Source organism: Puia sp., from assembly GCF_035546395.1.
Taxonomy (GTDB): Bacteria; Bacteroidota; Bacteroidia; order Chitinophagales; family Chitinophagaceae; genus Puia.
Genome location: NZ_DASZXR010000010.1, coordinates 105,700 through 126,710, shown reverse-complemented (window position 1 = coordinate 126,710; position 21,011 = coordinate 105,700). Strand labels below are relative to the sequence as shown.

The following is a 21,011-nucleotide window of genomic DNA, read 5'->3' as shown; positions in this document are numbered from 1 at the left end:
CAGGCAAGGGCACGCGAACCCTGACAATCGTAAAAATGTCATAGTTTTGATTGTTTTAAATGACGCAAACATTGTTTAAAACGAGCCACTGCTCCGGGTTCCAGCCGGGGCAGTTTTGTCTTATTGAAGAGCGAACGGGCTCTTCAATTATTTGCAGCCATCCCCCGTGATCAGGACATGATCGCGGTCGATGCTAAAGTTCATGTTGTTGATCTTTGTCAGCACGTTGATCATTTCTCCCAGGGTCTCGCCGCCGCTGAACGTGGCGGTTACCGGGCAGCTTTGCGCGGCCGGGTTGCTGTAGGCGACGACCAGATGGTATCGCCTGGCGAGCGTGTCCATTGCCTCCTGCATTGTTACGTCGTTGAACAGCAGCCAGGACTTTTTCCATACCAGGGTCTCGCCGGCATTTACGGCCATCTTTTGCAGCCGTGAAGAGTCAACCGAAAGCCGTTCGTTGCGATGCAGGATGCTGAACTCGCCTTTGTCGTTCTCCACTTTTACTTTGCCTTTTGTGACGGTGATGACGATGTCGTGCTCGTTGTTGGCATCGATGTCAAAGGCAGTGCCCAGCACGGTGGTGCGAATGGCGCCGGTGTGAACGATAAACGGCCGGGTGTCCTTGTGGATGTCGAAATAGGCTTCCCCGTGGAGGGTTACTTCGCGCCGGGAAGCGGTGAAGCCGGATTGAAAATCGAGCTTCGCTGTTTTGTGCAGGAGGATCTTGCTGCCATCGGGCAGCGTGAGGCAACGGTCGGCCGGCTGGACTTGCGCGGTTACGGCAGGTGGGGGTGAAAGAAGTGCGGCAGGGTGGTGGGGGCGGTGTAGAAGAAACCGCGTCAGGGTAAAGATACCGATAAATAAAAGAAAACAAGCAGCCCAACGATTGAAAAGAATGGTATGCAGGCTGGTGAAACGAACGGTGGGAAGGGAGTGTCGGTTCGTTGGGGTTTCAGGGGGAGGCTCGGCGGCATTTTTGCTGATGATCTCGCGGAGGATAGTATCGGCGCGGCTTTTGTCCTGGGGGTAGGAGGGATGGGCTTCATTCCAGGTTTCGGCGATGAGCCGGCGGAGGGTATCGTCGTGTTCCGCTTGCAGGATCAGGGCGAATAATTCGTCCTTTTCCCGGGGGGTACAGTTCTTTTCCATGTACCGGCGGAACAGGTAAGCTAATCGTTGTGGCGTTTCCATATTCGTTACATATAATAAGGTTAACAGCGGCCTTCGCGCCGGCGGTCAACGTAAAGACTGCAAAATGGAGCGATAGGAGTAGTCAGGTTGCAAATTTTTTTCGGCAGTACCCATTTCAACTGCGGAATAGCTGCGTCAGCAATACGAGGAGGGTAGGCAGCCACCCGTCGGCCGGGAAACGCAAAAGGCTGCGCAATGTTTTTAGCGCCTGTACGAGGTGGGTCTTAACGGTATGACGGGAGATGTGGAGATGATCGGCGATCTCTTCATGTTTCATTCCCTGGCTCCGGCTGAGCGTGAAGATGAGGCGTTGGCGGGGCGGCAACCGATCGAGGGCCTGCCGCAGCCGCAGTTCGTTCTCGCGGGTCAGCAGCCGGTCTTCCACGGGGTTGGCGTCGGCATCGAGAAGGCCGGCCATCTGCCGGCGGAACTCCGATTCGCGGGCCATCTTCTTGAGCATGTCGAAGACCTGGTTGCGGGCGATGGTAAAGAGATAATATTCAAACCGCAGAACGTGCGGGATCTTGTCGCGGTTGAGCCAGACCTTGAGAAATACTTCCTGTACCAACTCGTCTGCCTGGGCGGTGTCGCCGGACAGATGGAAAGCATAGGAATAGATCTTACTCCGATAATGGTGGAAGAGGACGCCGAAGGCTCGTTCGTCTCCTTCTGCTACACGGGCCAGCAACTCGTTCTCATTCGTCAGTGGTAAGGTCTTTACTGCAATATTTTGGCGGGTGGCAAACATTGCTGCGTTAGTTGATGCACCCTCAAAATTATCCCAATTAAAATTTAGCAATTCGCTATAAGTGTAAAATTTTTAAAAAAACTAATGAATTAGTTGGAAAACTAATCGATTAGTAGTAGCTTAGGTGAAAATTGCGATCATGCAGAAACTAGCCAAACGCGAAGAAGAGATCATGCAAGCCTGCTGGAAATTGGGAAGGGCGTTCATCAAAGAGATCATTGCCGAGCTGCCGGATCCCAAACCTCATTATAATAGTGTGGCGACGATGGTGCGTATCCTGGAGGAGAAAGGGTTTCTGAACCATGAGACGTTTGGCAACACATTTCAGTATTTCCCCGTGGTGTCCAAGGAAGAGTACCAGAATCAGGCGTTTGACGATATCGTCCGGAAGTATTTCAATAATTCCTACCCGCGGATGCTGGCGTACTTCGCGAAGGAACAGAAGATCTCCCGGGAAGAATTGAACGAAATTTTGGAACTCATACAATCCCAAAAGAAATGATGCCTTATATCCTGCATGTCACGGTCATCACGACGGTTTGCTTCCTGTTCTACAAGCTCCTGCTGCAGAAGGAGACGTTCTATCGGTTGAACCGGTGGACCCTGATGGGATGTCTTGCCGTATCCTTTACCCTTCCGCTGCTGCCGGTTCCCCGGGATTGGAGCTGGCGGGAGAGTTTGGCGGCGAAGCCGGAAACGCCGTTGAGGCTGGTTACCCCCGTCAATCCGGTGAAGTCTTTGGCGCCGCCGGTGGTGGTGAAGGCGAAGCCGGTGCGACAACTGCCGGACTTGACCATGAAGGAGCCGGATATGGAGATGCAGGAAACAGCAGCATCGGCGGACCAGCCGGTCCCGGTATCCCGGCCAGCGGTGAGCCCGGCCGTCGTCGTGCTGCAATGGCTCTTTTATCTTTACGGGTTCGGCCTCGTTCTCTTCGGCGGAAATTTCCTTTTACAGATGGCGGTATTGCTGTACCAATCCTACGGCCGGCCGGTGATCCGGGACGGCCGGTTCCGAATCGTGGAGGTGAGCGGGAACCGGGCGCCCTGCTCTTTCGGCAATACCATTTTCATCAACCCGGCCAACTATGACTGGGAGACCTACAACCAGATCCTTATCCACGAGAAGGTGCATATCAGTGGCCGTCATACGCTGGACATCCTGCTGGCGGAGATAGCCGTCGTTCTTCAATGGTTCAATCCCTTTGCCTGGCTTTACCGCCGCGAGGTGGAGAACAACCTGGAGTTCCTGACCGACGCCAGCGTGCTGGAACAGGTGGAACGATCGGCCTATCAGCTCAGCCTGCTCCGCGTATCGGCGCCGCATTTGCCCTTCAGCATTACGAACAACTACAATCAATCACTCCTTAAACGACGTATCGTTATGATGAACAGCAAACGAAGTTCTATCCATACGGTGTGGAAATATTTTTTCCTGATCCCGCTTTTGACGGGGCTTGTCTGTGCCCTGAACAAACCGGCGGCGCTTGGCGCCGACCGGAAGGATAACGGTCCCCTTTCCGGCGGCAACAACCGGAGCCGGGTGGAAAATTCCCGGACCTCCCTCGCAGCCGCCACAACGGATACGAGCCGGAAGCCGCGGAAAGACAGCAGCTGGCCGGCTCACGAAAATTCCATAGGCTCCCAGCGACCCGTGCTGACCATGGACTCTTTAAGGAACCCGGATTGGAGCGATCGTTCCGCCGAAGAAAAAATGGCCATGGACCGGGCCCTGCAGGATTTTCGTCTCGCCGAGGCGCACGCCAACGGGGATACGCTGGTAAACCTGAACGAAAGGATGAACCAGCAAATGGTCCTGGCGCAGCTGGACATGGAAAACAGGGTGCAGGCCACGCAGCAGACCAAGGTTTTGGTGGATCTGCAGGCGATGGCTGCAGAGGCGGCGGCGGCAAAGGCCAACCTGGATATGGCGAGGGCAAGCGTCCTGGCCAATGCCGATGTCAATATTGGCGATATCCATATGCCGGGTGACTCAGAGATGATGGAGGGTGCCTGGTTCGCCACGTCCTTCTCGTCGGATGACCGGATCCAGTTCGAGCTGAAAAGGGAGAGCGAGAATGGCAACTGGAACAGTTCCTTTTCGGTGAATAAGAGTGAATTCAATCCCTTCCCGGGGCAGGGCAATGTCGAGTTCAAGCTGGTCCGGGACGCGGGCGCCATCATTTTCAAGGGACAGTTTGACGGACAGGAAGGGTTTGGGCATTTTCGTTACACGGCCAACGAGGCGTATTTCAACGATCTGAAGCAAATGGGGCTGGAGGTGGATGGCCGGCGGATGGCTTTCTTTACCATGAATATCCGGAAGGACTATGTGGCGATGCTCCAGCATTATTTCCCCCACCTGAGCGCGCATGAGCTGTTTGCCTGTGCCGGAAATCATATCGACGCCGACTATATCAAATACTGGCAGGGGGCGGGATTGGCTGAGATAGACAATCCGCGGACGCTGGTGCAGCTCAAGTCGATGCATATCGATCGGGCGTATGTCGACGAGCTGAAGGCCGCGGGCTACGATCACCTGGAGCCCAGGGAGCTGATGCAAATGAAGTCCCAGCATATCGACGGGGCCTATATCCGGTCGCTCGGCGGGGGTAAGGACAATGCGGTGATCCCCGTGCGGGAGCTCGTCGGCTACAAAGCGATGCATATCGACAGCACGTACATCGCTTCGCTGCGAAAAGTAGGATACGGGGACGTCGAACGCAATCAGCTGGCCTCGATGTACAATCAAAAGGTCAATGCCGAATTTATCAAGGGCTTCCAGGATATCGGCTATAAGAACCTGTCGCCCCGGGACCTGGTCAATCTGAAGGTGACGGGCATCACTCCCGGGTATGTAAAGGGATTTATCGACATCGGTTATACGGATATCGATATCCGCCAGTTGCGGCAATTGAAGGACCAGCATATCGGTCCGGCGGATATCAAGGCCTGGCGGGACCTGGGATATACGGATATCGGCGCCCACCAGGTGATCAGCCTGAACAGCATGCGGATCACGCCTGATTTTGTCCGGGAATTCAACAAGATCGGGTTCGATCAGATTCCCATGAACCTGTTGATGACGCTGAAGTCCACCGGCGTCAACGCGGAGTATGTGACGAAGATGAAGGAAAAGGGGTTTGTGTCGAAGGACCTGGGCAAGTATGTCCGGTTAAAAAACGACTTCTATTAAGAATAAGGCCCTGCGATGCGGGGCCTTTCCTTTTTTGCTATTTTTGGGGATGATCCCTTCTCCCCGCAGGGTACGCCTTATGGTGACCCTTTTCTTCTTTGTATCAGGCTTCGGATTTTACACCTGGGCGTCCCGAATCCCCACGATCCAGCAGAAGATGCACCTGAATGAGGCGGGGCTGGGCGCCGTCCTGTTTGCGCTGCCGGTGGGCTTGATGGCGACCTTGCCGGTGACGAATGTGCTGCTGAGTCGTTTTGACAGCCGGCGGATCATGATGATCGGGGCGGTATTTTTTAACGCGATGTTGTGTTGTATCGGGTTTGCCACGGAAGTATGGCAGCTGGTGATCGCGCTGGTTTGCTTCGGATGCAGCCGGAACCTGATGAATATCTCCGCCAACGCCCAATCTATCGGGGTGCAGGCCTTGTATGACAAGAGCATTATTGCCCGGTTCCATGCCATCTGGAGCCTGGCGGGTTTTGCGGGCGCGGGGGTGGGCGCCTTGATGATCCGGTTCTCCATTGCGACGAATTGGCATTTTGCCATCGTCGGCGTGCTGCTGACGTCGATCTGTGTGTATGCCTATCCCGATAGCTTGCGGCAGCAGCCTTCGCCAAAGGAACGCAGGCCCTGGTTTGCGTTACCGAACAAGACGCTGGTCAAATACGGGTTGATCTCTTTTGCGTCAATGGCCTGTGAAGGGACGCTGATCGACTGGACCGCAATCTATTTTCGCAAGGTGTTACATACTACGCCACCCCAGGCTTCCGGAGCCTTTGCCATATATGTCATTGCCATAACGCTTGGCCGGTTGACGGGCGACCGGCTGGCGAACCGTTTTGGCATCCGGACCATGTTGACGTATAGCGGCGTGCTTGTCGCCGGTGGGTTGCTGCTGGCCATTTCCCTGCCCTTTGTGCCTACGGCGATCGTTGGGTTCATCCTGACGGGATTTGGCGTGTCCTGTGTGATCCCAATGGTATTTGCGATGGCGGGGCGGTCGGCGGGGATGAGCAGCGGATCGGCCATCGCATCGGTATCGACGGTGGGCTACCTGGGCTTCCTGGTGATTCCGCCGCTGGTGGGGTCGGTGGCGCAGGCGGCGGGTCTGAAAGCGGCGTTTGGGATGATGATCGTCTTTGGGCTGTTGATCTCGGTGCTGGTGCGGCTGACGGTGAAGGACGAACGACCGCTGGGGGCGAAGGAGGAAGCCGAGGTCGAAGAACAGGGCCGCGAAGCGGATAGATATTCTCTATGAGAGTATAGAAAAATGCGATGATGCTCTATCATCGGATCGTTTATTTTTGCCACCGGATTTTTTCAATGATTGCCTGCCACAGGAACGGTACGTTCCCATTTTTCCGTCTTAAAATCAAGTCACAATATGTCTAACAGAATTTTGTCAATTGGCGAGAAGTTCCCGGCGTTCAGGAAAAAGGCAGTCGTATCTATCGAGAAAGGAAAGGAGTTTACGGAGATCACCCAGGAGTATGGAAGTGCGGAGGGCAAGTGGACGGTGATGTTCTGGTGGCCCAAGGATTTTACATTTGTATGTCCGACGGAGATCGCGGAGTTTAACAAGAAGAACGGCGAGTTCTCCGACCGGGATACGGTGGTGATCGGGGCGTCTACGGATTCCGAGTTCGTGCATGCCGCGTGGAGAAGGGATCACAGCGATCTGCGAGATCTGAAGTTCCCGATGCTCGCCGATACGTCCAAGTCGCTGGCCGAGGAGCTGGGTATCCTGGATAACGAAGAGAAGATCGCGTACCGGGCTACGTTCATCATCGATCCGCAGGGGATCGTCCGTTGGGTGAGTGTGTATGATCTGAATGTGGGGCGTAGTGTGCAGGAAGTGTTGCGGGTGCTGGATGCGTTGCAGACCGATGAGCTTTGTCCCTGCAACTGGAAGAAAGGGGAGGAGACGCTGACCACCCAGCTGAGTATGAATTGATCCGCTGTTGGCGGTAAAAGAAAGGCCCGCCCAGGAATGAGCCGGCCTACCTTTTAAACCTTACAAACTAACCACAAAAAATGAGCACTACTATTGTATCGAGTGAGACGTTGCAGAATCTGCTGAACGACCTCAATCTTTCGGGATATGAGCCTTCGGCGAACCTGCAGGCGCTTGCCGTAGCGGAGTCAAGGTTTATCAAGGATCTGAAGATCAATGTCGGGAACGTGTTGAACAATACGCAGTACCTGAACCGCAAGGAGGCCCTGCTGCTGGCCCTGGCCGTTGCCGTCAACGAACGGTTCGGGCTGTTGCAGGAGTCATTCAGCGGGCTGGCACGGGAAGCGGGCGCGAGTGATGCGGAGATCGCGGAGATCATCGCCTGTACTTCGCTGATGAACACGAATAATATTTTCTATCGTTTCCGGCATTTTGTCAAGAAGGACTTTTATGAGACCCAGCCTGCCGGCATCAAGATGAGCATTATGGCCAATCCTGTAATGGGCAAGGAGTTCTTCGAGCTGGTGAGCCTGGTGATCTCTTCCGTGAACGGATGTGAACTTTGTGTTGGGTCACACGAGAGATCGGTGCTGCAGCATGGCAGTACGGAATCGAGGATATTCGAGGGAGTCAAGCTGGGAGCGGTCATCAAGGGATTGATCACTGTTCTTGCCTAAGCACCCGACTATTTTTTTAAGCGGCCCCTGTTTGTGGAACAGGGGCCGCTTTGTATTTAGCCGATCTCTTTGTGAAGCTGCACATGCACCCAGTTGCCGAATAGGCGGCTGCGGGTTCGGACACTTTCCATGACCGGATGGACAGGTAAGGTGCAGTCCGCCCTTCTTTTGAGCAGGAACACGCTATCACCTGTATCCCGGCGGAAAGGGAAGAACCGTTTTTGGCCTTCTTTGTCGATCAGGAACAGCGGGCAGAGGAGGTCGTGGTGAACCCGCAGGATGACCCGAAAGAGCGCAGTCTGTAACAGGGTGTTGCCTTTCATCCGAATGATCCTTCCGGGGTATCGTTCGGTATAGAGCTCGATGACCCGGATCACATCGCCCAGCAGGCCCCGGGCGTCTTCTTCGGTGAACAGGTACGGATGGAAGACGTCGGTGCACTGGCGTTGTTCGACGTAGAGATCATAGATGCCCGATCGCAGGAGGATGAACCGGAGCTGGATAAGGATGGCGCCCCCCTGTCCGGTTCGGAATTGGAACAGGCTGAGATCGGGACGGGCGTGCAGGAAAGTGAATGGATGCGTTAACATGGCTGTGAATTTTGACGATAATTGTGACTAGGCAACACCCGCGACCCTTGTTGCCGCGGGATAGATATTGATCGTGTTCAGTGAGGGATTGGCTTCGACCAGGAACTTGCCTTTCTTTTCGGCGCCGTCGAAGTTGACCGGCTGAAGATTGCCGCGTTGCAGGGCGCGGCAGAGGTTGGCCCGCATCTCATCGAATTCCAATTCCCGGATCGGGTATTGCCGGAGGGCTTTTTCCAGGTCGAAGCGGCCGCCGCGGTAATAGGTATACACATAGTTGTCGTGCCGGTCCTTCTCTGCGAAGTTGAGCTGGATCCAGGCCGAGTACTGGATACCCGAGCGGCTGGTGAGGAGCTTAAAGACGGCTCTGCCCTGCAGGAGGTTGAAGGCTTCCTTCAAGGTGACGCCATGACCTTTGCTGATATAGAAGGTCTGCCCGCGGTCCTTGTCCGGATCGCCTGCATAGCGCAACAGGGCGTCGTACTTATTGAAGTAATAGAAATTCTCCTTTGCCGAGCGGGAGAAGTAAAGCTTTGCCTCCAGCTTGGTATCGGCGTCGTAGAACGCTTCGGTAAAGAGCTCGAAGGAAGGCTGTTCACGTTGCAACTGTGCTTCGAGGTGCTGGTTGAGCAGTGATCTTTCGCCAAACCCCAGGAATTTGAGGTCGTTGTTCAGAAATTCGAGATTGTTCGTTGTCATACATTTTGTTTTTAATGGTGAATAATGCAGGGTCGGATGTCAGACTCGCCGCGCCCTTTCCAGGGTGCTGTTGCCCGCCCGGATGCGCAGGTGACGGCCGCCGTTCTTTTCGCGGACGATGATCAGCAGGCGCCTGCCCGGGGACAGGGTGAACCGAGGGAGGGCATAAATGGTCGTCGCGCGCCGGTAACCGGGCACCATGACCGTGCTGTCATAGATATAAATTGGTTTCATCGTGTTTTCCGCGACGCAGAAGCGGATGCTATCGACGTCGTAATCGAGGGGCGAGCGATTGTTGAGCCGAAGCAGGAAGAAGAGGGTAGGGCCGTGACTATAGATTCCCAGCAGGCGGAAACGCATCTTTCCGTTGTGATTGGCCGGGTAGAGGAGACAGGGACCGATTCGCATGATCTTCTCGCAACAGCTTTGGAGCTGTACGTCTTTTTGCGCAACCGAGTAGGTTGGCTGGCCGAACAGGAGGTATCCCGTCAGCAGGATGATAAGCTTTGTCATTGTTCTTGTTTTTTGATTGAAAAAAGGACATGACAAACTTCGGAAATCGAAGCAAAAAAAGGACAAAAAGGGTGTGTAATATACTGAACATCAATGTGTAAACTTCCTAACAGGAATGCTGTCAGAAATTGAACAATTCTGTTGTAAGGAATCGAACATTACCTCTTTTTCCGCTGGATGATCTCATAGAGCGTGGTGCGGGTGATCCCCATCAGCGACGCCAGGGCCGTGGCAGGGACGTGCTGCAGGTAAGGATAGGTAGAGAGAAGATACTCATAGAACTGTTCGGGCGGACGCTTTCGTTTCGCATCCATGACACGGCTCTGGATATGGTATTTGTCGGTGAGTATCTGGCGGATGATGCCGAATTCGGGGAATTTTGCGGTGAGCTCATCCAGGTCCTTTTTGGTGATGGCCCAGAGCACGCAGAAGGAAAGGGCGACAATGGTCTCGCTGGAGACGGTCTGGTTGTTGAAGCTGTCGACGGCTGTGACAAAATCCCCCTCATGGAAGATCCATGTATAGTAGCGTTTCCGCTCCTCGCTGTCGTAGCAGCCGAGCGTTCCCTTCTCAATGAGGTAGAGATCGCGGCAAATATCGCCTTTTAGCAGGAGGGTATTGTTCTTTGCGGCTTCGATCCTGCGTATCCTGCTTTCGAGATCGCGGATGAATTCCGGTGTCAGTGAATGATAGCGTCGCAGTTGGGACAAGGGATATTCCATGAGTAACGGGCTGGTATAGGGCAAATAAAAGGAGGTTCCCTGAAGTCATTATGCATTGATCGCAAATTGGTAAATTTACGATCATGATCATCGTAACCTCCACAACGGCGGATCGTGACCCGGCACCGGCCGGCCGGCGAATGGCTCTACGGGCTGGATATGGGCATCCACCCCGGCGACCGGGGGCGGGGGCTTTCGCGGCTGTTGTACCGGGCCCGGCAGGAGTTGGTCACCCGGCTCGGGCTGATGGGGCAGCTGACGGTTGGGATGATGAATGGCTACGGCGCCGTCGCCGCACAGATGAGCGGGGAGGAGTATTACCGGCAATGGGTAGAAGGAGACCGCAGCGATCCGACCCTGACGGCCCAGCGAAGGATCGGCTTCCGGCCGCTGGCACTGATCGCTGATTATCTGCATGATCCCGGATGCGGGAATTATGGGGTCCTGATGCGGTTGGAAACCGGTCAACGGGAATGAAATGTACAACGATTGGGTGATCCAGGCCATCACGCCACAGGACGGTGAATGTCGGCAGTTTCCTAACTTTGCATGGATAAACCTACCATTATGGCAACAACAAACAGCAAGAGGCAGAGAGTGGTTATCGTGGGAGCCGGATTTGCAGGGTTGACTTTCGCCAGGAGCCTCAATAATACTGACTACGACGTCTTTTTGATCGATCGCCACAACTATCACCAGTTCCAACCTTTGATGTACCAGGTCGCCACGGCGCGGCTCGAGCCATCCAGCATCTCTTTTCCATTGCGAAAGGTCTTTCAGCATACGCACAATGTGACCATCCGGATCGCCGAAGTCGAGCATGTGGACGTGGATAAGAAGATATTGAGCACGACAGTAGGCGATATCGCCTACGACCGGTTGGTGCTTTGTATCGGCTGCACAACGAATTATTTTAATAACGAGCGCGTCCGGGCCAATTCCTTCCCCATGAAGTCGGTCCCCAATGCGATGGCGTTGCGAAACCGTATCCTGCAGACCTTCGAAGACACGATCGAGGCAGGACCGGCGGAGCTGCAATCGCTGCTGAACTTCGTGATCGTGGGTGGAGGGCCGACGGGAGTGGAACTGGCCGGCGCCATGGCCGAAATGAAGAAGAATATCCTGCCGAAGGATTATCCCGAGGTGGATTTTTCAAGGCTGCAGATCTACCTGATCGAAGGCAGCCCCAATACGCTCAATTCGATGAGCGACGCATCGAAGAGGAAATCCCGCCAGTACCTGGAGCGGCTGGGCGTCATCGTGCGGACGGGCACCACCGTGGAAGACTATGACGGCAACACCGTCAGGCTCAAAGGCGGGGAGACGCTGACCGCCAGGAATCTCATCTGGGCGGCGGGCGTCACGGGGAATGTCATCGATGGTATCCCGGCCTCCGTGATGGTGCGGGGGAACCGGCTCAGGACGAACCGGTTCGGGGAAGTGGAAGGGCTGGACGGGGTCTACGCCGTCGGGGATATCGCCTATATGCCCACGCCGAAGTATCCTAACGGTCATCCGCAGCTGGCCAACGCGGCCAACGCCATGTCGGCGCATATCGCCAAAAACTTCAAGCGGGAGTTGAAGGGGAAACCGAAGATCGAGTTCGAATATCATAACAAGGGGACCATGGCCACGGTGGGGAAGCGAAAGGCGGTGGTCGACCTGCCGGGGATCTCCTTCCAGGGGCCCTTGGCCTGGCTGACCTGGATGTTCGTGCACCTGATGCTGTTGTTGAATGTGAAGAACCGGCTGATCGTCTTTTTGAACTGGATGATGAGCTATCTGACCAATGACTCGACGCTCCGGCTGATGCTGAAGGCCGACCGGGGCGAGGGGGCTCCCCTGCCGCCGCTGGAAAAGCCGGTGGATACCGTCGGCCGGCCCATGGTGAAAGGATAAGCAGTTGTCAACGGCCCTAATTTTGGATATGGGCCAGCGCGACAACATTTTTCCCTATTTTTGTTACCAGGCGGACCAAATGTCCCCATGCACCAATCGCTATGGCCGAAATCATCGTGGAATTAAAGCATGCTAACATCTATCAAGGCTCCAATCTTATCCTTTCGGACGTCAATTTCACCGTTGAAAAAGGCCAGTTCGTGTACCTTGTCGGAAAAACGGGCACAGGTAAGTCCAGCCTGTTGAAGACGTTATACGGAGACCTGCTGCTGAAGGAAGGCGACGGGCAGGTGGCCGGCTTTGATCTGCGGGAGATGGACTGGAAGAAGGTGCCCTATCTGCGCAGGACCCTCGGCGTGGTATTCCAGGATTTTCAATTGCTGACGGACCGGAATGTCAATGATAACCTGAAGTTCGTGCTGAAAGCGACAGGCTGGAAGGACACGCGGCTGATGGATGAGAAGGTCGCCGACGTACTCGACAAAGTGGGTCTGAAGGCGAAAGGTTTCAAGATGCCCTTCGAGATGAGCGGCGGGGAGCAGCAACGCGTTGATATCGCCCGGGCCCTGCTCAATTCGCCAAAGCTGATCCTGGCCGATGAGCCAACGGGTAACCTCGACCCGGAGACCTCCGATGAGATCATGCAACTGCTGTTCCAGATCTCGCGCGATTATGGGACGTCGATCGTCATGGCCACGCATGACTACCGGGTGATCCATAAATTCCCGGCCAGGATGGTCCGGACCGAACGCGGGCAGGTGACCGACAACGCGAGCCTTACGGTTGAGTAAAACAGGCGTTCATTAATTTTTCCAGGTTTTCCTTCGGATCGTAGATATCCCCCAGCACTTTTTTGCGGGCTTCGATGTCGTCCCGCCGGAACGGCCGGGCGAACAGCTCGGAAATGTAACAACGGACATCATCGGCGCCGGACGCGATATGGCAGATGCCTTCCAGGCCGGTGCCTTCCACGGCGTCTTTGTTGACGATGCAATGGCGGCCGTTGTACAGGGCGTTGAGGAGCTTGAGCTTTACTCCCGTGCAGTTGAACGAAGGAAGGATATTCACCTGCGCCTTCGTGATCAGATCGTGCATCTCCTCCTCGGAAGGATTTGGGATGAGACAGACGTGCGGATATTGTTCGGTCAGGCGTTGCAGGCGGGCCGACGGGTTCTTGCCCGAGACGATAAAGGGCATCTCCATCTGACTGAACACCTTTTTTAGCAACCATACGACCACCTGTTCGTTCTCGGTGACGGAGAGGTTGCCATGATAAAGGCAAAAGCAGCCGGTGCCTTCCTTGCTCTCGATGTCCCGGAAGGGAAGGAATACGGGAAGGGTCTCGATATCGGTGGCGCCGAACTCCTGCTGGTAATGTTCTTTGTCTTTCGAGGAAACGGCGAGGATCTTCACTTTTGGTGCGATGCGCTGTTCGTACCCGCGGAGCAGGTTACTTTCGTGGAGGTAATATATCTTTTTCAGCAGGGAGCGTTCCGCGAGGTAGAGCTGACGGTAGTATTGATATTCGACGTTGTGCAACCGCAAAACGACCTTCCGGTCGTGGAAGCGATCGTCGTTGAGCAGGTAGGTACAATGGATGCCTTCGAGGAGGATGGGGTGATCGTCCTTCAGCAACCGGTCGAGCAGTTCACCGTTGGAGCGCGAGCAGACGATATAGGGCAGCCGGTGCGAGAATCCCTTATGGCCTTCGTGGCGGGCGTAATAGTTGACCTCGACGCAGTATTCTTCCAATACAGGCTGCGGGCCGCGGCCGTATTCAAAGCAGTGCAGATGGATCTTTACGCCGGCGTCAAAGAGCGACCGGATCTTATGGAACAGGTCGAAGACTCCCCCGTAATCCACCGGGTAAGGCACGTCCAGGCACACGATATGTAGATGATTCTCCACGTTCTAGTTGAAAATTTCCTGATAAAGGCGGATCAGCAGCTGTTGTTCTTCCTGCCAGTTGTAGCGAAGCCGGGCTTGTTTGCAGTTGTCTGCTAAGGTTCGATGTAGCCCGGTATTATCCAGTAGCTGGTTCAACGCTCCCGCTATTTCCCCGATCCCAGGCTCGTCAATACAAACAGCAACGGGGCAGGAATTGTTTATTTCCCGGTAAGCGGGGTAATTCACAGCCAGTTGCGGGATACCTGCATGCATATAATCAAAGAAGCGGTTGGCCAGCGAATAGTAGTTGCTGATACCGCGGCGGTCGAACAGGGTGATGCCGGCCCGGGCCGCACGGGTGATGGCAGGAAGCTCGCCCGGAGGGATCATGCCAAGGAAGATGACCTTTTCTTCGAGACGATATTGCCGTACCAGGGCTCTGGCCTGCGCCATAAAGTTCCCATCACCGCAAATAATGAGAGGGGCGGGGACGTGCTGCATGGCGGGTATGAGCGTTTCGAAGCAGCGGCCTTCATTGACGGCGCCCTGGTAGAGGAAGAAGGGGGCTGGCGGGAGCGGTCTTGCCGGTGGAGGGACGGGGTCCTCGTTCAGCAGGGGCATATTGCGGATAACGGCATAGTTGACGCCATACATTTTTTTGAATTCCGCTGCGATATGCCCGTTGACGGTGTAACCGTGGCGGAAGCGGGGTACGGCGAATCGTTCGATTTTTTTCCACAGCTTATACACATTCGGCCGGGTGACGACCTCCTGCATCTCGCAAAAGAGCTCGTGCGCGTCATACAAGCGGGTTTTGCGGCGGAGGCGGGAAATGAGATAGACGGGCAGGATGGTGTCGAGGTCGATGGCGCAGAGGCCGTCCATGGGCTGGAAAAGGAGGAAAAAGAGCAGGCGGAGATTGTATTCTATATAGAAGCTCCTGCCCCGGCGGAACCAGGTGTTCAGGCGGCGCTGGCGATAGGGTTGTTCAGTGAGGGCGGGGGAGTCACGGTGACGGCGGCCAACGAGGGTGACGGTGTAGCCTGCCCCGGCCAGGGAGGTGCAGATTCGGGTCATCCGCTGATCGAAGACAAGATCGTTTGTGACGGTGAAGAAGAGCCTTTTTCCATGGGCCATAGTGCCTAAATGCGCCAATATTAGCCAATTAAGAGGATATACGCATGATTATTATGCGGTTTTTAGCGCTTATTTTTAATATTTTAGAAATATTCCCTTAATTTTGCACCCTAATATAATCAGATAATAAATGCGGGCCATATGGGTCTGCAGCCGAAAATCAATTTGAGATGCCTTATTTGACAAAAGAGAAAAAAGCGAGCTTCTTTACAGAATTTGGTGGGAAAGCCGCCAACACCGGTTCTATCGAGGGCCAGATCGCATTGCTGACAGAGCGGATCAACCGTATTTCTGAACACCTGCAGGCCAATAAGAAAGACTTCTCCACTCACCGTGGCCTGATGCAGCTGGTAGGGAAAAGGAAGCGCCTGCTGACCTACCTGAGCAAGACCAACCTCACGGGTTACCGCCAGTTGATCGAAAAACTCGGACTTAGAAAATAATTCTTTATGGATATATAAACCATTCCCAACTGAATTGACGGTTGGGAATCGTTTTTTTATATCTAAGGAATTTGGTCGCAATCGCATTTTTACAATCATCTTTTAAGAAGACAAGCACATGCTTTCACAACCCATTAGTGTAACGTTTGATATTGGTGGAGGCCGGATGGTCACCATCGAGACCGGTAAGCTCGCGCGCCAGGCAGACGGCGCCGTTACCGTGCGCCAGGGAAATAGTATTATCCTGGCCACCGTTGTTGCCAACAAAGAACCAAAAGAAGGACAGGACTTTTTCCCGTTGTCCGTCGATTACCAGGAGAAGTTCGCTTCAGCGGGCCGTATCCCGGGTTCCTTTTTCAAACGGGAGGCCCGGTTGAACGATTATGAGATTCTGACGAGCCGCCTGATCGACCGCGCCCTGCGGCCCCTGTTCCCCGAGGATTACTTTTGCGAGGTGCAGGTATTGCTGAGCCTTGTTTCCAGTGATGCCGAGGTGATGCCCGACTCACTGGCCTGTCTCGCTGCTTCGGCCGCTTTGGCTGTTTCCGATATTCCGATCAAGGAGATCATCAGCGAGGTCCGGATCGGTCGTGTGGATGGCCAGTTCATCGTAAACCCGAGCCGCAGCGAGCTGGAGAAGTCCGACCTGGAGTTCATGATCGCCGCCACGGAGAAGAACCTGATGATGGTCGAAGGGGAAGCGAAGGAATGCAGCGAGGAGGACCTCGTGAAGGCCCTCGAACTGGCACATGACGCGATCCGCATCCAGATCAAGGCGCAGGAAGAATTGCGCGCGAAGGCCGGGGTAACCGGTAAAAGGGACTACAAGAAACCCGAGCATAAAGAAGAATTGCAGCAAAAGGTGATCGCCTTTACGAAGGAAAGGATCATGCAGATCGCCAGGGCGGGCAGCAGCAAACACGAGCGCAGCGATGCATTCGATAAGCTGAAGGACGAACTGATCGAGAGCCTGGGTGAGGATGCCGAGGATATCGATAAGAAATTCGCCAAAAAATACTACGCCGATCTGCAATGGGAACTGGTCCGCGACATGATCCTGGACGAGCGGATACGTCTCGACGGCCGGAGCCTGGACCAGGTCCGTCCGCTGGCGATGGAAGTGGATCCCTTACCGACGCCGCATGGTTCGGCGCTGTTCACCCGTGGGGAGACGCAGTCGCTGACCACGGTGACCCTGGGTACGCCGCTGGATGAGCTGCTGATCGAGAGCGCCGCCAAGTCGTACGATTCGAAATTCTTCTTACACTATAATTTCCCGCCGTTCAGCACCGGGGAGGTGAAGATGATGCGTGGGCAGAGCCGCCGGGAAGTAGGGCATGGCAACCTGGCCATGCGCAGCCTGAAGCAGATGATGCCGGGGACGGATTATCCTTACACGGTTCGCGTGGTGAGCGATATACTCGAGTCCAATGGTTCGTCTTCGATGGCTACCGTCTGTGCGGGCAGCCTGGCGCTGATGGATGCGGGTGTTCCTTTCCGGAAGCATGTCAGCGGTGTGGCGATGGGCCTGATCACCCGGGCGGATGGGAAATATGCGATCCTGACGGATATCCTCGGTGACGAGGATCATCTCGGCGATATGGACTTCAAGGTCACGGGCACCCGTGATGGCATCTGCGGTGTGCAGATGGATATTAAAGTGGACGGACTAGCCATGAGCACGATGCGTGAGGCGCTGGAACAGGCACGGAAAGGCCGGCTGCACATTCTCGAAGCGATGTATGCCACGATGCCGGAATCCCGGCCGGAAGTGAAGCCGCATGCGCCGCGGATGGTGAAGATCTTTATCGACAAGGAATTCATCGGCGCCGTTATCGGGCCGCAGGGTAAGATCATCCAGGAGATCCAACGCGAGACGGGTACGACGATCAACCTGGAGGAGGTCGGCAATTTTGGCGAGGTGAGCATTTTCAGCCCGGCGAAAGAAGGGCTGGACAAGGCTGTCAACTGGATCAAGAGCATTGTAGCGCAGCCGGAAGTCGGCTCGGTCTACGAGGCCAAGGTCAAGTCGGTGATGCCGTATGGCGCTTTCGTCGAGTTCCTCCCCGGAAAGCAGGGTCTGCTGCATATCAGCGAGATCTCGCACAAACGGCTGGAGACGATGGAAGGGGTGCTGAAAGAGGGCGATATGGTGAAGGTGAAGCTGATCGGCCTGGATCAGAAGACCGGGAAGTTCAAGCTGAGCCGCAAGGTGCTGATGCCGAAGCCCGAGGGTGCAGGCGCCGGCGCTCCGCCGCCCAAGGCTCCTGCCGGCGGTCGTCCCGAACAACAATAATCATCATTGTTCAACAAGATATGGTCTGCGGTTTGCGCCGCAGACTTTTTTTATGATTGAGATTGCGATAAAAACAGAAGAATGGCAGGAGGTGCTGATCGCGTTGCTGGCAGAGCTCGGGTATGACGGATTTCAGCAGGAAGAAGAGATTTTGCGGGCATATGTGGCCGAAGAGCGATTTGACCGGCTTGCGCTGGAAAGCGTTCTTGGGTCGTTTGAGGTCGGCTATGCGGAACAGCGCCTGCCGGAGCGGAACTGGAACGAGGAATGGGAGAAGAATTTCGAGCCGGTAGTGGTGGATAACTTCTGTGCGATCCGGGCGCATTTCCATAAGCCGGTCACCGGTGTGAAGCATGAATTGGTGATCACCCCGAAGATGAGCTTTGGGACGGGGCATCATGCGACGACCTTTATGATGATCCGGGCGATGGCAGAGCTGGACATCCGGGGAAAGCGGGTGCTGGATTTCGGAACGGGAACGGGGGTGCTGGCCATCCTGGCGGAAAGGCTGGGGGCGAGGTCCGTGCTGGCGATCGACAATGATGACTGGAGCATCGCGAACGCTGAAGAAAATATTGAAGCTAATGGCTGCAAACAGGTGAAAGTGAGCAAGATGAATAGCTTGTCTGAGGTCAACGGAACCTTCGATGTGTTGTTGGCCAACATCAATAAACATGTAATTCTGGCCGAGATGGGCGCGATGGGGCAACATTTGGTGGAGGGGGGCGTTATATTATTGAGCGGTCTTCTTGAAGATGACTATAAAGACATTGAAAATGAGGCCGTTAAAATAAATTTTTCAATATCCGTACGGATGACAAAGGGAGCATGGATTTGCTTGAAATTGGAAAAAAGCAAGCCGTAAAGTTAAAAATAGATGAAATTATCGGGCTGAGAGCGAACGGAATGCGGTTGTTTTTTCAGTATATTTGTTATCCAACTTAACCTGAGTGGACCACGGGTCCACCGCCGAAGGCCCATCATAAGCCGTGCACCGGGGATGGGTACTTTGGGGAACAACCAGCCCCGGTGCTCAAACTTCAACCATTCGAATGAAGGAGGTTCTACTCATTCTATCGGCGTATCTGATAGGTTCAATTCCTACCGCCATTTGGGTCAGCCGGTCGTTTTTTGGGATCGATATCCGTGAATATGGCAGCGGGAACGCCGGGGCCACGAACACCTTCCGGGTTCTGGGCTCGCGTTGGGGTTGTTTTGTGATGGGGGTGGACGTCCTGAAGGGCGTGATCGCGACGAGTCTTTACATTCTTGTTCCTTACTATTTACATGATGAAACGGACCGGACCAATTTCATGGTCGGACTGGGTCTGGCAGCCGTTGTGGGTCATATTTTTCCAATCTGGGCCGAGTTTCGCGGTGGCAAGGGGGTTGCGACGTTGTTTGGAATGATCATCGCCATTCAGCCTCTGGCGGCCGTTTGCTGTGTGGCCGTGTTCCTGCTCGTACTGTATCTCACCCGTTTTGTCTCGCTCAGCAGTATTCTGGCATCTGTGGCGTTCGCCGTATTAATCTTATACATCTTCGACGCAAAGGAGACCCTCTATCGGGGTTTTGCCATTGCCGTAGCCCTTCTTGTCGTCCTTACCCATCAGAAGAACATCACCCGCCTGCTCAGGGGGAGTGAGAACAAAGTACCCATCCTAAAATACCGGGACAGACGGCGGCACCGGAGGAGTGTGGACAGGGAGAAGGAATAAAATCGCTTAGCGGTACAACAAAATCGTCGTTCCCGACAAGATAATGCGTAATTTCGCCATCCCGCGAGCCTAGCGCGGTCTCTCTATCACATAATAGAAAACTAAACGGGTCCAGAAATGTCTCAAACTTTACTGGAGAAACTACAACTCACCGATGAAAGAAACCTGTTGATTCAGGGTCTGCCTTCTTCCATCGAGAAGCAATTCATGAAATTAGCCTTTGCGAAATGTCTGACCCCCTTGCTGAAAAGCAGGAAGATCGATTTCGCCCTTGTTTTCGCGATCAATGAGCAGCAGCTGCGGGGGATCGTGCAGGAGGTGTTGCCTGCGTTGCGGGCGGACGGCAAGTTCTGGGTTGCCTATCCCAAGCCGGGTTCTAAGATCGCGACCACGCTGACCCGCGAATGCAGCTGGGACTGTATTACGGGCGCGGGGTATGAGATCGTCCGGGACGTGGCCATTGACCACGTGTGGACGGCAGTGCGCTTTAAAAAAGCGGCGCCCCCTCTTCATTTCCGCGCTCCATTGCGGGAGAGTGTATTGGAGCAGTCCGGTGTGGAACGGGAAGGCGGCAGGAAGACGACGAGCCGCCGCCGGGTCGCCAGCGCCTAAATTACCCGGATCATCGCCATTACCTGCGCAATGACGGCCGTGAACTGTCGCCGCCCTGATGCGCGCTTCCTGTTTTTGGGTATATTGGCCGTTGAAATTCACTAGCGTAAGGGGCTTCGCGTATCTTAGTATACCTAATCGATATGCTTTACCCTTTATCCCTAATCTCATGGCTATTTTTAGCAGACAGAGCCTGATCGCCGAGTTGCTGGACAGGACGGAGCTGCTGAAAGCCAGTGTCCAACCCTTTCTTCGTCTTACGGATGATCAGCTGCTGCACAGGCCCGCGCCGGGCAAGTGGAGTATTGCCGAGATCTACACCCACCTCAATCTTTCCATGGACCAAACGGTGCGGAAAATCCTGACGCGCATCACGCTGGCGCCGGATCATCACCCTGATGAATATCGCAGCAGCTGGCTGGGGGATTGGCTATACGGGCGGATCATGCCCCGGCCGGATGGCACACTCTTCAAGTTGAAGGCGATCGCGGCGCATTCCCCCGAGGGGAGGGAACCGGATGCCCGGGAAGCGCTGGAAGCGTTTCAGCGCCATTGCGATTCGCTGGATGATATCCTGCGGCACGTGCGGACGAAGGATCTGCGGCGGATCCGGATCCCTTTCTATTTAAACGGGCTTATTTCGCTGCGGCTTGGGGATATGCTGCGATTCCTGGTCGCGCATGGGGAGCGGCATCTGCTGCAAGCACAGCGCCTGGTTGTACCAACAACCTGA

Annotated in this window: 22 protein-coding genes; 14 read left to right on the top strand and 8 right to left on the bottom strand. The window is 54.8% G+C overall.

What is annotated here, in order from left to right:
- Nucleotides 1-147 precede the first annotated feature (147 nt).
- Nucleotides 148-1,191, bottom strand: a complete 1,044-nt coding sequence (locus VHE34_RS10535) for a FecR family protein (RefSeq protein WP_325587535.1) — start codon at nucleotides 1,189-1,191, stop codon at nucleotides 148-150.
- A 115-nt stretch (nucleotides 1,192-1,306) separates the two neighbouring features.
- On the bottom strand, nucleotides 1,307-1,939 hold the full coding sequence (locus tag VHE34_RS10530) for an RNA polymerase sigma-70 factor (RefSeq protein WP_325587533.1): 633 nt from the start codon (nucleotides 1,937-1,939) through the stop codon (nucleotides 1,307-1,309).
- A gap of 139 nt (nucleotides 1,940-2,078) precedes the next feature.
- Between VHE34_RS10530 and VHE34_RS10525 the strand changes: the two genes are divergently transcribed.
- The 5 genes from VHE34_RS10525 to VHE34_RS10505 all read left to right on the top strand — a co-directional run bounded on the left by VHE34_RS10525 (nucleotide 2,079) and on the right by VHE34_RS10505 (nucleotide 7,765).
- A complete protein-coding gene (locus VHE34_RS10525; protein ID WP_325587531.1) occupies nucleotides 2,079-2,441 on the top strand; it encodes a BlaI/MecI/CopY family transcriptional regulator in 363 nt (120 codons plus the stop codon).
- Nucleotides 2,438-5,134, top strand: a complete 2,697-nt coding sequence (locus VHE34_RS10520) for a M56 family metallopeptidase (RefSeq protein WP_325587528.1) — start codon at nucleotides 2,438-2,440, stop codon at nucleotides 5,132-5,134. Before VHE34_RS10525 ends, VHE34_RS10520 begins: the two co-directional genes overlap by 4 nt.
- A gap of 49 nt (nucleotides 5,135-5,183) precedes the next feature.
- Nucleotides 5,184-6,392, top strand: a complete 1,209-nt coding sequence (locus tag VHE34_RS10515; RefSeq protein ID WP_325587526.1) for an MFS transporter — start codon at nucleotides 5,184-5,186, stop codon at nucleotides 6,390-6,392.
- A gap of 138 nt (nucleotides 6,393-6,530) precedes the next feature.
- Nucleotides 6,531-7,088, top strand: a complete 558-nt coding sequence (locus VHE34_RS10510) for a peroxiredoxin (RefSeq protein WP_414709871.1) — start codon at nucleotides 6,531-6,533, stop codon at nucleotides 7,086-7,088.
- Between the two features lie 80 nt (nucleotides 7,089-7,168).
- Complete coding sequence (locus VHE34_RS10505; protein WP_325587522.1) at nucleotides 7,169-7,765, top strand: carboxymuconolactone decarboxylase family protein; 597 nt, start codon at nucleotides 7,169-7,171, stop codon at nucleotides 7,763-7,765.
- 56 nt (nucleotides 7,766-7,821) lie between these two features.
- Here the strand turns inward: VHE34_RS10505 and VHE34_RS10500 are convergent, their stop codons facing one another.
- The 4 genes from VHE34_RS10500 to VHE34_RS10485 all read right to left on the bottom strand — a co-directional run bounded on the left by VHE34_RS10500 (nucleotide 7,822) and on the right by VHE34_RS10485 (nucleotide 10,286).
- A complete protein-coding gene (locus VHE34_RS10500) occupies nucleotides 7,822-8,355 on the bottom strand; it encodes a DUF6934 family protein (protein ID WP_325587521.1) in 534 nt (177 codons plus the stop codon).
- A gap of 27 nt (nucleotides 8,356-8,382) precedes the next feature.
- Nucleotides 8,383-9,051 carry a hypothetical protein gene (locus tag VHE34_RS10495; RefSeq protein ID WP_325587520.1) on the bottom strand — a complete coding sequence of 223 codons (669 nt, stop codon included), beginning with the start codon at nucleotides 9,049-9,051 and terminating at the stop codon, nucleotides 8,383-8,385.
- A 39-nt stretch (nucleotides 9,052-9,090) separates the two neighbouring features.
- Nucleotides 9,091-9,564 carry a DUF4138 domain-containing protein gene (locus VHE34_RS10490; RefSeq protein WP_325587518.1) on the bottom strand — a complete coding sequence of 158 codons (474 nt, stop codon included), beginning with the start codon at nucleotides 9,562-9,564 and terminating at the stop codon, nucleotides 9,091-9,093.
- A 158-nt stretch (nucleotides 9,565-9,722) separates the two neighbouring features.
- A complete protein-coding gene (locus VHE34_RS10485) occupies nucleotides 9,723-10,286 on the bottom strand; it encodes a cyclic nucleotide-binding domain-containing protein (RefSeq protein WP_325587516.1) in 564 nt (187 codons plus the stop codon).
- A 114-nt stretch (nucleotides 10,287-10,400) separates the two neighbouring features.
- On the opposite strand from VHE34_RS10485, the gene VHE34_RS10480 reads away from it, so the two are divergent.
- The 3 genes from VHE34_RS10480 (at nucleotide 10,401) to VHE34_RS10470 (ending at nucleotide 12,976) form a co-directional block, all read left to right on the top strand.
- Nucleotides 10,401-10,763 (top strand): hypothetical protein, encoded by a 363-nt coding sequence (locus tag VHE34_RS10480; RefSeq protein WP_325587514.1) that lies wholly within the window; start codon nucleotides 10,401-10,403, stop codon nucleotides 10,761-10,763.
- Nucleotides 10,764-10,853: 90 nt separating this feature from the next.
- On the top strand, nucleotides 10,854-12,185 hold the full coding sequence (locus VHE34_RS10475) for an NAD(P)/FAD-dependent oxidoreductase (protein ID WP_325587512.1): 1,332 nt from the start codon (nucleotides 10,854-10,856) through the stop codon (nucleotides 12,183-12,185).
- A 101-nt stretch (nucleotides 12,186-12,286) separates the two neighbouring features.
- A complete protein-coding gene (locus tag VHE34_RS10470; protein ID WP_325587510.1) occupies nucleotides 12,287-12,976 on the top strand; it encodes a cell division ATP-binding protein FtsE in 690 nt (229 codons plus the stop codon).
- Here the strand turns inward: VHE34_RS10470 and VHE34_RS10465 are convergent.
- Together VHE34_RS10465 and VHE34_RS10460 are read right to left on the bottom strand one after the other, a co-directional pair.
- Nucleotides 12,963-14,093, bottom strand: a complete 1,131-nt coding sequence (locus tag VHE34_RS10465) for a glycosyltransferase (protein WP_325587508.1) — start codon at nucleotides 14,091-14,093, stop codon at nucleotides 12,963-12,965. The two genes, VHE34_RS10470 and VHE34_RS10465, sit on opposite strands and share 14 nt — an antisense overlap.
- 3 nt (nucleotides 14,094-14,096) lie before the next feature.
- Nucleotides 14,097-15,209, bottom strand: a complete 1,113-nt coding sequence (locus VHE34_RS10460; RefSeq protein ID WP_325587506.1) for a glycosyltransferase — start codon at nucleotides 15,207-15,209, stop codon at nucleotides 14,097-14,099.
- Nucleotides 15,210-15,379: 170 nt separating this feature from the next.
- Between VHE34_RS10460 and rpsO the strand changes: the two genes are divergently transcribed.
- The 6 genes from rpsO (at nucleotide 15,380) to VHE34_RS10430 (ending at nucleotide 21,011) form a co-directional block, all read left to right on the top strand.
- Entirely contained in the window at nucleotides 15,380-15,652 is a 273-nt protein-coding gene (rpsO, locus tag VHE34_RS10455) for a 30S ribosomal protein S15 (RefSeq protein WP_325587503.1), read from the top strand.
- Between the two features lie 118 nt (nucleotides 15,653-15,770).
- Entirely contained in the window at nucleotides 15,771-17,948 is a 2,178-nt protein-coding gene (pnp, locus tag VHE34_RS10450; protein WP_325587501.1) for a polyribonucleotide nucleotidyltransferase, read from the top strand.
- Between the two features lie 52 nt (nucleotides 17,949-18,000).
- Nucleotides 18,001-18,813: a 50S ribosomal protein L11 methyltransferase gene (gene prmA / locus VHE34_RS10445; RefSeq protein ID WP_325587499.1), complete on the top strand. Its 813-nt coding sequence runs from the start codon at nucleotides 18,001-18,003 to the stop codon at nucleotides 18,811-18,813.
- A gap of 187 nt (nucleotides 18,814-19,000) precedes the next feature.
- Nucleotides 19,001-19,666, top strand: coding sequence for a glycerol-3-phosphate 1-O-acyltransferase PlsY (gene plsY, locus VHE34_RS10440; RefSeq protein WP_325587497.1), 666 nt, complete (start codon nucleotides 19,001-19,003; stop codon nucleotides 19,664-19,666).
- Nucleotides 19,667-19,783: 117 nt separating this feature from the next.
- Nucleotides 19,784-20,278, top strand: coding sequence for a hypothetical protein (locus tag VHE34_RS10435; RefSeq protein ID WP_325587495.1), 495 nt, complete (start codon nucleotides 19,784-19,786; stop codon nucleotides 20,276-20,278).
- A gap of 169 nt (nucleotides 20,279-20,447) precedes the next feature.
- Nucleotides 20,448-21,011 (top strand): DinB family protein, encoded by a 564-nt coding sequence (locus tag VHE34_RS10430; RefSeq protein ID WP_325587493.1) that lies wholly within the window; start codon nucleotides 20,448-20,450, stop codon nucleotides 21,009-21,011.

Bases quoted from the DNA above. Each gene is read 5' to 3' on its own strand.
- VHE34_RS10535 (WP_325587535.1), bottom strand. From the start codon at position 1,191: ATGGAAACGCCACAACGATTAGCTTACCTGTTCCGCCGGTACATGGAA.
- VHE34_RS10530 (WP_325587533.1), bottom strand. From the start codon at position 1,939: ATGTTTGCCACCCGCCAAAATATTGCAGTAAAGACCTTACCACTGACG.
- VHE34_RS10525 (WP_325587531.1), top strand. From the start codon at position 2,079: ATGCAGAAACTAGCCAAACGCGAAGAAGAGATCATGCAAGCCTGCTGG.
- VHE34_RS10520 (WP_325587528.1), top strand. From the start codon at position 2,438: ATGATGCCTTATATCCTGCATGTCACGGTCATCACGACGGTTTGCTTC.
- VHE34_RS10515 (WP_325587526.1), top strand. From the start codon at position 5,184: ATGATCCCTTCTCCCCGCAGGGTACGCCTTATGGTGACCCTTTTCTTC.
- VHE34_RS10505 (WP_325587522.1), top strand. From the start codon at position 7,169: ATGAGCACTACTATTGTATCGAGTGAGACGTTGCAGAATCTGCTGAAC.
- VHE34_RS10500 (WP_325587521.1), bottom strand. From the start codon at position 8,355: ATGTTAACGCATCCATTCACTTTCCTGCACGCCCGTCCCGATCTCAGC.
- VHE34_RS10495 (WP_325587520.1), bottom strand. From the start codon at position 9,051: ATGACAACGAACAATCTCGAATTTCTGAACAACGACCTCAAATTCCTG.
- VHE34_RS10490 (WP_325587518.1), bottom strand. From the start codon at position 9,564: ATGACAAAGCTTATCATCCTGCTGACGGGATACCTCCTGTTCGGCCAG.
- VHE34_RS10485 (WP_325587516.1), bottom strand. From the start codon at position 10,286: ATGGAATATCCCTTGTCCCAACTGCGACGCTATCATTCACTGACACCG.
- VHE34_RS10475 (WP_325587512.1), top strand. From the start codon at position 10,854: ATGGCAACAACAAACAGCAAGAGGCAGAGAGTGGTTATCGTGGGAGCC.
- VHE34_RS10470 (WP_325587510.1), top strand. From the start codon at position 12,287: ATGGCCGAAATCATCGTGGAATTAAAGCATGCTAACATCTATCAAGGC.
- VHE34_RS10460 (WP_325587506.1), bottom strand. From the start codon at position 15,209: ATGGCCCATGGAAAAAGGCTCTTCTTCACCGTCACAAACGATCTTGTC.
- rpsO (WP_325587503.1), top strand. From the start codon at position 15,380: ATGCCTTATTTGACAAAAGAGAAAAAAGCGAGCTTCTTTACAGAATTT.
- pnp (WP_325587501.1), top strand. From the start codon at position 15,771: ATGCTTTCACAACCCATTAGTGTAACGTTTGATATTGGTGGAGGCCGG.
- prmA (WP_325587499.1), top strand. From the start codon at position 18,001: ATGATTGAGATTGCGATAAAAACAGAAGAATGGCAGGAGGTGCTGATC.
- plsY (WP_325587497.1), top strand. From the start codon at position 19,001: ATGAAGGAGGTTCTACTCATTCTATCGGCGTATCTGATAGGTTCAATT.
- VHE34_RS10435 (WP_325587495.1), top strand. From the start codon at position 19,784: ATGTCTCAAACTTTACTGGAGAAACTACAACTCACCGATGAAAGAAAC.
- VHE34_RS10430 (WP_325587493.1), top strand. From the start codon at position 20,448: ATGGCTATTTTTAGCAGACAGAGCCTGATCGCCGAGTTGCTGGACAGG.